Source organism: Catenuloplanes nepalensis (assembly GCF_030811575.1).
GTDB classification, from domain to species: Bacteria; Actinomycetota; Actinomycetes; order Mycobacteriales; family Micromonosporaceae; genus Catenuloplanes; species Catenuloplanes nepalensis.
On the sequence record NZ_JAUSRA010000001.1, the window covers coordinates 5,000,552 to 5,012,778 of the forward strand.

15 protein-coding genes are annotated in these 12,227 nt (G+C 72.8%); 9 read left to right on the plus strand and 6 right to left on the minus strand.

Annotation, left to right across the window (positions count from 1 at the left end):
- The first annotated feature begins 49 nt into the window (after positions 1 to 49).
- Genes J2S43_RS21725 through J2S43_RS21740 form a run of 4 tightly spaced genes read left to right on the plus strand, consistent with a single transcriptional unit; the run spans position 50 to position 3,248 of the window.
- Complete coding sequence (locus J2S43_RS21725) at positions 50 to 514, plus strand: DinB family protein (protein WP_306832005.1); 465 nt, start codon at positions 50 to 52, stop codon at positions 512 to 514.
- Positions 511 to 1,647, plus strand: coding sequence for a MalY/PatB family protein (locus tag J2S43_RS21730; protein ID WP_306832007.1), 1,137 nt, complete (start codon positions 511 to 513; stop codon positions 1,645 to 1,647). Before J2S43_RS21725 ends, J2S43_RS21730 begins: the two co-directional genes overlap by 4 nt.
- A 16-nt stretch (positions 1,648 to 1,663) precedes the next feature.
- Positions 1,664 to 2,161: a SigE family RNA polymerase sigma factor gene (locus tag J2S43_RS21735; protein ID WP_306832009.1), complete on the plus strand. Its 498-nt coding sequence runs from the start codon at positions 1,664 to 1,666 to the stop codon at positions 2,159 to 2,161.
- A complete protein-coding gene (locus J2S43_RS21740; protein WP_306832012.1) occupies positions 2,145 to 3,248 on the plus strand; it encodes a hypothetical protein in 1,104 nt (367 codons plus the stop codon). The genes J2S43_RS21735 and J2S43_RS21740 overlap by 17 nt, the downstream gene beginning before the upstream one ends.
- Positions 3,249 to 3,267: 19 nt before the next feature.
- Here J2S43_RS21740 and J2S43_RS21745 read toward each other — a convergent pair whose 3' ends face one another.
- Positions 3,268 to 4,176, minus strand: coding sequence for a LysR family transcriptional regulator (locus J2S43_RS21745; RefSeq protein WP_306832014.1), 909 nt, complete (start codon positions 4,174 to 4,176; stop codon positions 3,268 to 3,270).
- 127 nt (positions 4,177 to 4,303) lie between these two features.
- Here J2S43_RS21745 and J2S43_RS21750 point away from each other — a divergent pair, with 127 nt between their 5' ends.
- Both J2S43_RS21750 and J2S43_RS21755 read left to right on the plus strand, forming a co-directional pair.
- Positions 4,304 to 4,795 carry an anthrone oxygenase family protein gene (locus J2S43_RS21750; RefSeq protein ID WP_306832016.1) on the plus strand — a complete coding sequence of 164 codons (492 nt, stop codon included), beginning with the start codon at positions 4,304 to 4,306 and terminating at the stop codon, positions 4,793 to 4,795.
- A gap of 287 nt (positions 4,796 to 5,082) precedes the next feature.
- Positions 5,083 to 5,211, plus strand: a complete 129-nt coding sequence (locus J2S43_RS21755) for a hypothetical protein (RefSeq protein WP_306832018.1) — start codon at positions 5,083 to 5,085, stop codon at positions 5,209 to 5,211.
- A gap of 233 nt (positions 5,212 to 5,444) precedes the next feature.
- On the opposite strand, the gene J2S43_RS21760 is transcribed toward J2S43_RS21755, so the two are convergent.
- On the minus strand, positions 5,445 to 5,858 hold the full coding sequence (locus J2S43_RS21760) for a hypothetical protein (protein ID WP_306832020.1): 414 nt from the start codon (positions 5,856 to 5,858) through the stop codon (positions 5,445 to 5,447).
- 264 nt (positions 5,859 to 6,122) lie between these two features.
- Here J2S43_RS21760 and J2S43_RS21765 point away from each other — a divergent pair, with 264 nt between their 5' ends.
- Positions 6,123 to 6,317, plus strand: coding sequence for a hypothetical protein (locus J2S43_RS21765; RefSeq protein ID WP_306832022.1), 195 nt, complete (start codon positions 6,123 to 6,125; stop codon positions 6,315 to 6,317).
- Positions 6,318 to 6,397: 80 nt separating this feature from the next.
- On the plus strand, positions 6,398 to 8,323 hold the full coding sequence (locus tag J2S43_RS21770) for a GDSL-type esterase/lipase family protein (protein WP_306832024.1): 1,926 nt from the start codon (positions 6,398 to 6,400) through the stop codon (positions 8,321 to 8,323).
- Positions 8,324 to 8,475: 152 nt separating this feature from the next.
- Here the strand turns inward: J2S43_RS21770 and J2S43_RS21775 are convergent, their stop codons facing one another.
- From J2S43_RS21775 to J2S43_RS21785, 3 genes are read right to left on the minus strand one after another with little or no spacing between them, the layout of a single operon-like run.
- Complete coding sequence (locus J2S43_RS21775; RefSeq protein ID WP_306832026.1) at positions 8,476 to 9,048, minus strand: Clp protease N-terminal domain-containing protein; 573 nt, start codon at positions 9,046 to 9,048, stop codon at positions 8,476 to 8,478.
- The gene (locus J2S43_RS21780; protein WP_306832027.1) at positions 9,041 to 9,271 is read right to left on the minus strand and encodes a helix-turn-helix domain-containing protein; all 231 of its coding nucleotides are present in this window, start codon (positions 9,269 to 9,271) and stop codon (positions 9,041 to 9,043) included. The genes J2S43_RS21775 and J2S43_RS21780 overlap by 8 nt, the downstream gene beginning before the upstream one ends.
- Positions 9,272 to 9,303: 32 nt before the next feature.
- Positions 9,304 to 9,576 carry a helix-turn-helix domain-containing protein gene (locus tag J2S43_RS21785; RefSeq protein ID WP_306839372.1) on the minus strand — a complete coding sequence of 91 codons (273 nt, stop codon included), beginning with the start codon at positions 9,574 to 9,576 and terminating at the stop codon, positions 9,304 to 9,306.
- Positions 9,577 to 9,602: 26 nt separating this feature from the next.
- On the opposite strand from J2S43_RS21785, the gene J2S43_RS21790 reads away from it, so the two are divergent.
- The gene (locus J2S43_RS21790) at positions 9,603 to 9,893 is read left to right on the plus strand and encodes an MDR/zinc-dependent alcohol dehydrogenase-like family protein (protein WP_306832029.1); all 291 of its coding nucleotides are present in this window, start codon (positions 9,603 to 9,605) and stop codon (positions 9,891 to 9,893) included.
- Here the strand turns inward: J2S43_RS21790 and J2S43_RS21795 are convergent.
- Positions 9,832 to 12,222, minus strand: a complete 2,391-nt coding sequence (locus tag J2S43_RS21795) for an ATP-binding protein (protein ID WP_306832030.1) — start codon at positions 12,220 to 12,222, stop codon at positions 9,832 to 9,834. The two genes, J2S43_RS21790 and J2S43_RS21795, sit on opposite strands and share 62 nt — an antisense overlap.
- Positions 12,223 to 12,227: the final 5 nt, after the last annotated feature.

The window sequence follows — 12,227 nt, forward strand, 5'->3', positions numbered from 1 at the left end:
TCTCCCCGTCACCCCCTTAGACGGTGACGCGATCGCCGGGAGGCCACGCTTGATATCCACAGATGACTATCTCTACTTCACCGGCCGCGCGCTCGACGGGATGGCCGCGATCGTGGCGGCGCTCGGCGACGATCTGGCCAACGCACAGCCGCTGCCCGGCGCCAACTCACCGTTCGCGCTGCTCACCCACTGCGTGGGCGTGGCCGACTTCTGGTCCGGCGCGCTGGTCGCGGGCCGGGCCGTGGACCGCGACCGGGACGCCGAGTTCACCGCGGCCGGCCCGGTCGCGCCGCTGCTGGCCGAGGTGCGCGCGCTGCGCGACCGGCTCACCGCGGACGTCACCGGCCTGACCGGTGACGCGCCGCTGCGGGGCACTCCCCCGGCTGCGTACGCCGGGCCGCCGCGCACGCTGACCCGGGGCGGCGCACTGCTGCACGTGCTGGAGGAGCTGGCACAGCACCACGGCCAGATGGAGATCCTGCGCGACGCGCTGATGAACGGGGCCCGGTCGTGAGCGCCTTCGCGGTCGACACCGGCCGCCTCCGCGACGGGCACGGGGTGAAGTGGGGTTCACTGCCGCCCGGGACGCTCGGCGCCTGGGTCGCGGACATGGACTTCGCGCCTGCACCGGTCATCCGCCGCCGCCTCGCGGAACTCACCGATCTCGGCTATCCGCACTGGCCGGACGGCGACCCGGTGATCGCCGCGTTCGAGGAGCGGATGGCGGCGCGGCACGGCTGGACCCCGATGCCGGACCGCACCCGGGTCTTCTCCGACCTGATCCAGACGCTGCAGATCGTCATCGAGCACGCGACCCGGCCGGGCGACCGGATCGCGATCCACCTGCCGAACTATCCGCCGTTCCTCGCCTCGATCACCCGGGCCGGCCGCCATGTCGTGCCGCTCCCGGTCGTACCCGCGGCGGATTTCGATCTTCTGGAGACGCTGCGCGGCTGCGCCATGCTGATCGTGGTGAATCCGCACAATCCGACCGGCCACGTCTTCACCCGCGCGGAGCTGGACGCGCTCGCGGCCGCCGCCGCGGAGCTGGACCTGGTCGTGCTCGCCGACGAGATCCACGCCGACCTGGTCTACGCGCCGCACACGCACATCCCGTTCGCGTCGCTCTCCGCGGACGCCGCGGCTCGCACGGTCACCGCCACGTCCGCGACCAAGGCCTTCAACATCGCGGGGGTACGCTGTGCGACCGCCCACATCGGGGACGCCGCGCTGTGGGAGACGCTGGCCGCGCTGCCGCTGGACTACCTCGGTCAGCCCGGTCTGCACGGCCGGGTCGCCACCACCGCGGCCTGGCGCGAGGCCGGCCCGTGGCTTTCCGGCCTGATGACGCTGCTCACCGAGAACCGCGCCCGGGTCACCGAGTGGGCGGCGACGCTGCCGTGGGCGACCGGCTACCGCGAGCCGCAGGCCACCTACCTCGCTTGGCTCGACTGCACCGGCTCCCCGCTCGGCCCGGACCCGGCCGGCCACCTGCTCCGGCACGCGGGCGTCAAGGTCAGCGCGGGCGCGGAGTTCTCCCCGGACACCGCCGGCTTCATCCGGATCAACTTCGCGACCAGCCCGGACGTCCTCTCCGAGGTGCTGTCCAGGATTTCCCGCGCGGGTGTCTACGCGGCGGCCGGGTGAGAGCGTTTCATGAGACGTGACGTTCGATGAGTACGTGCTGGCGCGGGGCCCGGCCCTGGTGCGGTTCGCGCGGCTGCTGACGGGCGACGAGCACCGGGCCGAGGATCTGGCGCAGGACGTGCTCGCCACCGCCTACGTCCGGTGGCGGCGGGTGGGCGCGATGGACCGGCCCGACCTCTACGTGCGGCGGATGCTGGTCAACGCGCACCACTCGTGGCGACGGCGGCTGATGAACCGCGAGGTCAGCGTGGACGCGGTGCGGGACGACGCGAGCGTGCGGGACATCGCGGCCGAGACCGACGAGCGGGACGCGATGTGGCGGCTGATCACCCGGCTGTCGCCACGGCAGCGGACCGTGATCGTGCTGCGGTACTACGAGGACTACGACGACGCGACCATCGCGGAGCTGCTGCAGTGCAGCCAGGGCACCGTACGCACGCAGGCGAAGCGCGCTCTGGACCGGTTGCAGATCCTGACCGGCCGGGGGGAGGCCGCCGATGTCCGCCGATCGTGACTCGCTGCTGGCCGAGAGCCTGCGAGCCCGCGCGGACGCCGGCGCGCCGATCGAGGCCGGGCTGCTGCTGCACGGCGCGGTGGCCCGGGGGCGCCGGCGGCAGGCCCGGGCCCGGATCGCCGCCGCGACGCTCACGGCGACGGCCGTGGTCGCCGCGGGCGGGGTGGCGGTCGCGGTGCTGCCGCAACGGGAGCCGTCCGCGCCCGTGGTCTCGTCCGCCGGCCCGTCGCAGGCCCCGGGCCTGCTCACCGGCGATTTGGCGCGGATGCCGGACGCCGGGCAGCCCGGCGCGGATGCGCGGCCGGACCTGGTCGGTACCGACCCGCACGTGGTGCACTTCTCGGTCGACGCGCTGGCCGGCGACGCCTACGAGGCCGGCTGGCGATCGCGTCCCGGGGTGGAGAGCGCCACCGTCCTCCGCCTCGACGGCAACGTCACGTTCGACGTCGCCCGGGCCGAGGAGGACCTGCCACCGGTGGAGCTCGCCGGCCTGCCGGACGGCCGGCTGCCCGAGCCGACGCCCACCACCGTGGGTGACCGTCCCGCGATGATGAGTTCCACCCCGGCGTTCTCCGTGGTCACCTGGCAGCCGGTGGACGGGCTCTGGGCGCGGGCGTCGGTGTCGGCGACCGATCGGCCGGCCGACCCGTCGCTCCTCGCGCGGGTGCGGTTCGACCAGAGCCGGCGGATCGTGCTCCCGTTGCGCGCGACCGGCCTGCCGGACGGGATGAGCGTGCGGGAACTGGGCGTCACTCTCCGGCCGGACAGCGAGGTCCGCCTGTTCATGTACGGCCGGCTGGTCCTCGCCGACGGGCCGCGCCGGCTGGTGCTCAACGCCACCGGCACCAGGACCGCGGGTGACGGGCCCCGGTCGCAGCCGGCCGGGCCCTACCTGGTCAGCGCGGTCACGGAGGGCGAGCGCTGGACCGTCGACCTCAAGCACAACGACGTGCTGGTCGTCGCGAGCAGCCAGAACGACGAGCGGAACGGCGGCGACGCGGCTCCCGTGACGCGGGACGAGGCGCTGGAGGTCGTCGCGGGCCTCCGGTTCGCGAGCCGGCTGGACGACACGGCCGGCTGGTTCTGACGGGGTCGCGACCGTGGTGTCAGGCTTTCAGCAGGCTCCATGCGGCCGCGCGGATCGCCGCGATCGCCGGGGCCGACGAGTTCTCCGCCAGCCAGGCCAGCGCCGACGTGGCCGGTGGCAGGCCGGCGACGTCCACATAGGTCACGCCCGGCCGGGCGAACATGGTGCGCGCCGTCGCCGGCAGGAACGCGATGCCCCGCCCGTCCGCCACCGCCTTGAGCAGCGTCTCCAGGTCGCCGACGACCGGGCCGTAGGTGACCGGCGTCCCGTCCGGCCGGGGGTCCGCGGCCCAGAACGACCACCAGTCCCGGGGCACGCCGGCCGGCACGTCCAGGAAGACGTGCCGGGCCAGCCGGGCCAGCGGCACCGGGCGGCCGGCGCGGGCGAGCGGGTCGTTCGCGGGCAGGCAGGCGACGCGCGGCTCCGTGGCGAGTTGCAGCGACTCGATGCCCGGCGGCAGCGGCGGACGAAGGAACGCCACGTCCACCTTGCCGCTGGTCAGCGCGCGGATCTGGTCGACGAACCCGATGCTGCGCACGCTCACCCGGATCGGCGGGTCGCCGGTCTGCACCCGGCGCAGGATCGCGGCGGTGTGCGGCATCGCGGCCTCGGTGTCGACCGCGCCGACGATCAGCTCACGGTCCAGGTCGGCACTGCGCGCCGCGGCCGCCTCGAGCAGCCGGTCGACGGCCGCGACGGCCTCCTCGATCGCCGGCAGCAGCGCGCGCCCGGCCGTGGTCAGCTCCGCGGTCCGGCTGGTGCGCTCGACCAGCCGCACGCCGAGCCGGTCCTCCAGCGCGCGGATCTGCATGCTGAGCGCGGACTGGCTGATCCGCAGCGCCTCGGCCGCGCGTCCGAAGTGGAGGTGGGTGGCGAGGCCGAGAAGCAGGCGCAGCTGGTGGATGCTCGGCTCACGGCGATCGCCCATCCGCCGATTCTGCTACCGCCGTCCTGACGGAGACAAGCTTGTCGATCGATCAAGATGGACGTTCGGCCGGCAATCCACAACCTTCGCGGGTACGCCGGCGGCGGTCCCGCCGCGTACCGTCGCTGTCATGGATCTACTCGCCGACGCGACGCTGGTGCTGGCCGGCACGCTGACCGCGCTCATCGCCGGCCTGTTCTTCTCCTTCTCGTTCGTCACCAACCGGGGTCTCGGCCGGCTCGGCGACACCGGCTACCTGCGCGCCATGCAGTCGATCAACGTGGCGATCGTCAACCCGGTCTTCCTGGTCGCGTTCCTCGGCCCACTGGTGCTGCTGCCGCTCGCGCTGATCTTCCGGCTGCAGGACGGCTGGTCGGCCGTGGGCGGGCTGCTGCTCGCGGCCTCGGTGCTCTACATCGTGGGCGGCTTCGGCATCACGGTCGGCGCGAACATCCCGCTGAACAACCGCCTCGACGCGGTCGACCTGGTCACCGCGACCGACGCCGAGGCCAGCTCGGTGCGTCGGTGGTTCGAGGAGCCGTGGGCCCGGTGGCACGCGCTGCGCACCGTCGCGACCACGCTGTCGGTCGCGTTGGTGCTGGTCGCGGCGCTGATCTCCTGACCTCGCCTCAGCCGGCGCACAGCGCGCCGCCATCCCCCTTCGGTGGTCGTCGAAGAGCGACGACGCGACCGCGTCGCTCCCGTCGTCCGTGTGGCAACTCCCCCGTCCGGCCGAGGACACCGCGCTGACCGTGGCCGGCGGCGTCGCGGTGGTGCAGGCCGGCAAGGACCGGCGCGCCCGCGTGGGACGGCGCGATCCACAACGGCCGGGACGCGAAGGGCGAGTGCCGCCGGTCGTTCCCGACGATCTACTCCGGCAGCTCCGAGCTGTTCGGGGCCGGCAGTGACGTGGCCGCGGTGACCCGGGCCGGCCGGACCACGCTGGTCGACTTCACCACCGGCGAGGCCCGCTGGACGGCGGAGGAGCCGGGGGTGCCGATCGCGGGCGACGACGAGTCGCTGCTGGTCCGGGAGTAACGCGGAGACCGGGCCGATCGCGCTGCTGTCGCTGGCTGACCGGCATCGGCGACGGCTGGGTGACGGTTGCGACCGGCAACGGCGCCGACGCGGGCCGGCCCCGCCTACACATGCTGACCTTCTGACCGCCCCCAGCGACCCGCGGACTCCCGGCGACGACCTTCGTGATCAGGGCGTCATGGGGTGAGGGGCGACGCCCGCTACAGCGTAACGGGATGGGGGTCGACGCCCCGCTACGGCGACTCGTCGTCGGACGGGGTGCTCGGGTCGGGGAAGAGCGGCGGCAGGATGATCGGCCAGGACGGGCGCGGCGAGCCGGTGACCGGTGGGCGGCTCGGGCTTGGAGTGCCGGTCGGCGCCGCTGGGGTGGCCGGGGTGCCGGTCGGGGCTGCGGTGGTCGGCACGGCCGTGGTCGGGGCCGGGCCGGTGGGCGGCGCCCAGGTGCCGGTGAGTCCGGTGCCGGGTGTGCCGGTGCCGGCCACGGTGGGGCTGGGTGACGGGCTCGCCGACGCGGAGGTGGTGGACGTCGTCGGGGACGGCGTGGTGCCGGCGGCCGGTTCCGGGACCAGGCTTCCGCCGATCCAGACCGCGGGACCGACGCCGAACGCGACGATCACGCCGAACATGTGCCATGGCCGCACCGCCACGAGAGCCTCCCCCGGTCGCCTCCTCAGTCCTTCCCGTGACGTCCACCCTAGACCGATACGCCCGGATCGGCACGCCACAAACGCCACGATCCACCACATCAGCGACGAGACCGTCAGCGGCGAGGTCCCGCCGAAGGCGGTCGTGACCAGGGCAGACGCGGACCTGACCGGCGGGGCCACTTTTTCTGCCGGACCGTGGCGCCGACAGCGCCGTACCCGCGAGATTTCCTGATTTTTGGGATTTTAGGGGGTTAAGCTGCCGCGGTGCGCGTGTTGATCACGCCGCCGGATCGGGATGGGCGGCGGTGGCGGATCCAGATCGAGGAGCGGCGGATCCGGGTGTTCGAGCTGCTCGGCGTCAGCGTGTCGGCGCACGGGCGCACGCTGCGCGGCATTCCGGAGCTGGGCGCCTGGCTGGTCACGCACGAGCTGGCCGCGGACGACCTGATCGAGGCGTGAGACCGCCGCTCGGCGCAGCGGAGCCACCGTCCACCGCCGCGCCTCTATGAACCGGTTCAACGGGCTCGAAAAATCGACCTATGTCGATTATCAAGCGCCTCGTGGTCGTGGTGATCGCGGCCCTGCTCCTGCCCGCGGCCCCGGCCGTCGCCCACGGTCCCGCGCCCGGCTCGCTCACCGACCCGAACCTGCACTTCGTGGGCCGGTGGGACACGCGCGATCCCGGCACCCACATCGGGAACTGGGGCGCGCCCTACGTCACCGCCACGTTCACCGGCCGCACGCTGACCGCGCGGATCCGCGACACGGTCAGCCTCTACGTCAGCATCGACGGCGGCCCGGACACGCTCCACGAGAACGTGCGCGGGGCGGTCGACCTCACGCCCACGCGACTGCGGCCCGGCGTGCACACGGTGCGGCTCTCCTATCGCACGGGGGACATCCCGAGCTGCGCCACCTGGCCGTCACCGTGCGCGACGTTCCAGGGGTTCGTGCTGGGGCGCGGCGAGCGCACGCTGCCGCAGCGCAACCCGCGCACGCTCATCGAGTTCGTCGGGGACTCGATCACGGTGGGCGCGCTGTCCAGCAAGAACTCACTCACCAGCTACGCGTGGCAGACCGGTGAACGACTGAACGCCGACCGTACCAACATCGCGCGCTCCGGCGCATACCTGGTCGACATTCCCGGCACCTGCTTCGGCATCGGGGACAACTTCCGGAAACAGACCATCGCGGGTACGGAGGACTGGGACTTCTCCCGGTACCGCGCGGACGCCGTGGTCATCAACCTCGGCACGAACGACGCGGGCCGGGGCGTCTCGGGACCGGACTTCCAGGCCGCGTACGAGCGGCTGCTGCGCGAGGCGCGCACGGTCTACCCCTCGGCGCACATCTTCGCGTTCGAGACACTTCGCCAGCGGTACGTGACGGAGACGCGGGCCGCGGTGGCCGCGGTCGCCGATCCGCGGGTGCACTGGGTCAGCACGGAGGGCTGGCTGGCCGAGGCCGACTACGTGGACGGCGGGCACCCGACCGACGCCGGGCACACCACGATCGCGGAACGGCTCGCGCCGATCATCGCGGGGCACCTCGGGCTGCGGCTGGCGGGCGCGCCGACCGACCCGCACCTGACGTTCACCGGCCGCTGGGACACCTCCGACCCCACGACATATCAGGCGAACTGGGCGGGGTCGTACCTGACCACGCGCTACTCCGGCGCTACGGCCGCGCTACTCCTGCGCGGCACGATCGACGTGTGGGTGAGCATCGACGGTGGTCCGGATCAGCTGCTGGCCGGGGTGAGCGGGCGGGTCTCGCTGCCCTCGCCGCCGTCCTCCGGGCCGTGGCACACATTGCGCGTCGCCTATCGCAACGTGGATGGGTCCTATCGCGGCGACGCGGTCTTCCAGGGCCTGGCCCTCGACCCGGGCGCGCGCACGGCACCGTGGTCGTCGCACCGGCTGATCGAGTTCGTCGGCGACTCGATCACGCGCGGCAGCACGTCCAGCATGACCACGCTGACCAGCTACGGCTGGGTGGCCGGCGAGCGGCTGGGCGCCCGGCACACGCACATCGCCTACGGCGGCGGTTGCCTGATCTCCGCGGCCGACGGCTGCGCGGGAATGCAGGAGCGCTACTTCCACTCCGGTTTCGGGGCGGATTCGCCGCTCTGGGACTTCTCCCGATACTCCGCCGACGCCGTCGTGATCAACCTGGGGACGAACGACCTGAGCCACAACGTGCCCGCCGCCGACTTCCAGGCCGGCTATGTGCGGTTCCTGCGCGACGTCCGCACCGTCCACCCCAGGGCGAAGATCCTGGTCTTGGGCACGTTCGTGGGCCGCTACCTGCCGGAGACCGAGGCCGCGGTGGCGCTGGTCAACGATCCGCGCACGGTCTTCGTCGACACCACGGGCTGGCTGCCGCCGGAGGGCCTGACCGATCGCGTCCACCCGAACGATCTGGGTCACCGCCTGATCGCCGACCGCCTCACGCCGCTGCTCTGAAAACCGGCGCCGTCCCGCCGCCACACTTCAGCCGCCGTGGCACAGCGGCACTCAGCGGCGCTCCAGAGCGGAAGCTCCATGATCGGGGACGTCCCCCATATCGTTCTTACGACACGGGAACGCCCCGATCATGGCCGGCCGCGCGGGCGGGCTCAGGCCGCCTTGGGGAGCGTGGCGAGCACGTCCTGGCGCAGCACCTCGAGGTCGAGGCCCGCGTCGGCCAGCACGCGCGCGCCCAGCCCCTGCCCCTCGCGCAGCAGGCCGAGCAGGATGTGCTCCGGCCGCAGCTCGCGGGAGCGCAGCGCGAGTGCCTCGCGCAGCGACAGCTCGAGCGTCTTCTTGGCGCGCGGGCTGAACGGGATGTGGCCGCCCTTCGGCAGCTGCCACCACTTGCGGCCGGGCTCCGGCTGCGGGTCCACCGGCTGCGCACCGAACGTCTCGTCCATCCGGGCCAGCACCGCGTCCAGGTCGATGCCGATCGCGCGCAGCGCGGCCGCGTCCTCCGGCCCGAGCGCGGGCCTGTTCCTCAGCGCCTGGATGCGCTCGCGCACGTTGTCGCGGTCGAGGCCGGCGCCACGGAGCACATATCCGGCCTCACCCGCGTCCGCGCCGAGCAGCGCGAGCAGCACGTGCTCGGTGCCGATCTTCTGGTGGCCCAGCTCGCGCGCCTCGACCTGCGCCTGGATGATCACGGCCCGTGCCTCCGCGGTGAATCGCTCAAACATCGCCGTTCCCCCTCGTTCGTCCCGCGTGCTTCTTGTGCACGGCCTGCCGGGAGACCTCCAGCGCGTCCGCGATCTCCTGCCAGGACCAGCCCTGGCGACGCGCGTTGACGACCTGGAGCGCCTCCAGGCGCTCGGCCAGCTTCCGCAGCGCCACCGTGGCCCGCAGCCCGACCTTCACGTCGGGCCCGGCCGCCGCGGTGGCGAGATCCGTTCCCTCACTCATGCTGTCAACCGTAGTTGACAGCGCGACATGCGTCAACCCTGGTTGACACACACGAGCGCGGCAGCCTCGCCGCGCGAGCTCACGTCCAGCTTCTCCAGGAGGTCGCACACGTGGAACGTGACCGTGTGCTCACTCAGCCGCAGCTCCGCCACGATCGCCCGATTCCGCAGGCCGCGCGCGATGCCGACAACCTCGCCTCTGCCATTGGCGCCGGACTGGCCGGTAATGGTCGCGGTCGCGGAGTCTGCGGCGTGCGGGGCAGTCGTCGCGGACCGTGATCCGAGCGAGCCGGCGTCGATTGCCAGGACGCACGGACGCGGGTGACCGCGGCTTGATCGAACTGCGCGGCACCACCGAACAGATCATCACGATCGCCGGCATGGACGCCTTCCCCCTGGGCGTCACGTTCTCCACCGGCGGCTCACAGACTCGCGAGGCCCTGACGGAGACCGCCCGCTGGGTGACCGAACGCGGCGTCCGGATCCTGCACCGCCGCCGCTCCTATCCGTTGGCCGAGGCGGCCGCGGCCCACACCGGGAGCGAGTACGGAAAGCTCACCCTCACTCTGCCCCAGCACGGCGCTCGATGTGGTCATGGAGCCGTCGTGCGCGTTGGTCGGTGAAAAGATGCCCGTGGGTGAGCGCTTCGTGCCACGTCGCCACGGCCTGAGCCTGGGCGCCGATGTCGGCCAGGACGGCAGCGAGCTGGTGGAGCGTGGACATCAGCTGCCAACGGTCGCCGGCGCTTCGCAGGACCGTCACCGCTCCGCGGTACATGTCGACGGCGTCGTCGTCGCGGCCCATCCGACGGTACGTTGCGGCGGCGCCGGCGAGCGCGAGCCCTTCCCGGCTCCGGTCGCCGAGCCGGCGCTGGATCGTGGCGGCACGCTGGTAGGTCGCGAGCGCGTCGTCGTGCAGCCCGGCCGACGCTTGAGCCGCGCCGAGATCGATGAGCCAGTACCCCTGCCAGAACAGATTCCTGTGGGTGACGGCGACCTCGACGGCGGCGTGGCCGGCCGTGAGCGCGTCGTCAAGCCGGCCCTGTTCACGGCGGATGACGCAGAGCAGGCGAAGGGCGTTTCCCACGCCGGGTACGTCGTTCGCCGCGCGCAGGTCGGCCAACGCCCGCTGCACGGACTCGGCGGCATCGTCGAGGTCACCGCTCTCGTACTGCGCTTCGCCGAGGTTCGCGAGGGCGACGGCCGCCCACTCGGCGTCGCGCAGCTCGTGAAAGATCTCGATACTCTGCCGAAAGTGCCCGGTGGCGTGGTCGAGGCGGCGGGCGCGCAGTTCGGTGAGGCCGATGGCGTTGAGGGAGACGGCTTCGGCGAGCCGGTCGCCGAGCGCGCGACGGCGCCGGAGCGCCTCGGTGTGGTTGACGAGAGCGTCGGCGAGGCGGTGCGCATGGACGTTGGCGATGCCGAGGCTGTCGTAGAGCTCGGCCTCGCCACGCCGGTCGCCGAGGACGGTGGCGGCCTCCAGACCGAGGCGGGTGGCAGTGAACCAGTCCTCGATGACGTTCTCGCGCATGTAGTAGCCACGCAGGACGGCCGCGAGCCGCCAGGCGAGATCGTGCAGGTGCGGGTCGGCTGCGGCGGCGCGGATCGCCGCCAGGAGGTTGCCGCGTTCGGTCTCCAGCCAGCGGTCGGCGGATGGACGGTCGCCGAACGACGGCAGCGGAAGGCCGGCGGGCGGCGCGGCGATCGGGATGCGCAGATCCAGGCCGCCGAGCTGTTGTTCGACGATGTCGGCGGCGTGCAGGTACCAGCTGACGACCCGGCGGAGCGCGGCGGTGCGGAGTTCGGCCGGTTCCTCCTGCGCCTGGCCGATGGCGTACGCGCGGAGAAGGTCGTGGAACTGGTAGCGGCCGGCCGCGGTCTGCTCGATCAGATGGGTACCGACGAGCAGGTCGAGGTGCTGCCGGGTGATCGGAACCGGGGCGCCGGCGAGCGCGGCCGCGGCCTCGGTGCTGAACTCGGCGCCGGGGTGCAGGCCGAGGAACCGGAACAACCGTGCGGCAGGCTCCGTCAGGGCTCGGTAGGACCAGGCGAAGACGGTACGGACGGCGTCGGCCTCGTCGCTGTCCTCTGCGGTGAGAGCGTCCCAGAGCGCGGACTCGTCACGCAGGTCGCGGATGAGGTCGGTCAGCGGCATGCGCGGCCGGCTGGCAGCGCGTTCCGCGGCGATGCGCAGCGCGAGCGGCAGGCGGGCGCAGAGCTGAGCGAGTTCTTCGTAGGCACCGGGGCTGTCATCGTCTGCGCGGTATCCGCTGGTGAGCGCGCGCAGCAGCGTGACAGCATCGGTCTCGGGAAGCAGGTCCAGCGTGAGGCGGCGGGCTCCGTCGCGGGCGGCGAGTCCGCTCAGCCGGCTGCGGGTGGTGACGAGGACGAGGCAGGTGTCGGTGCCGGGCAGCAACGGGCGGACCTGGGCGGTGGTCGCGGCATTGTCGAGCAGGATGAGCATCCGGCGTTCGGCAAGCAGTGTACGGAAGAGGGCGGCACGGTCTTCGAGCGTGGTGGGGATCGCGGAGACGGGCACGTCGAGGGCGCGAAGGAACCGGTCGAGGACTTCGGCCGGGGTCAGCGGTGGCCCGGGGTCATAGCCTCGAAGATTGACGCAGAGCTGCCCGTCCGGGAACTGGTGGCGGACCTGGTGTGCCCAGTGGATCGCCAGGGAGGTCTTGCCGACGCCGGCGGTGCCGGCCAGCACATAGATGCCGGTGGTGGGCGGTTCGGTGCCGATGACGCTGTCGAGGAGATCGAGTTCGGCGTGCCGGTTGACGAAGCCACGGACGTCCGCGGGCAACTGCCGGGGTGCGGTCGCGCGTGCCACCGGGCCGGGCCCGTGGAAGTGGACGCCACCGTGCACGTCGCGGGCTTGGACCACGTCACCGGCCTGGCCGGAGACCTCGGATCGCGTGCTGTCGTCCGTGGGGTCGGGGATGGCGTGCACGACGA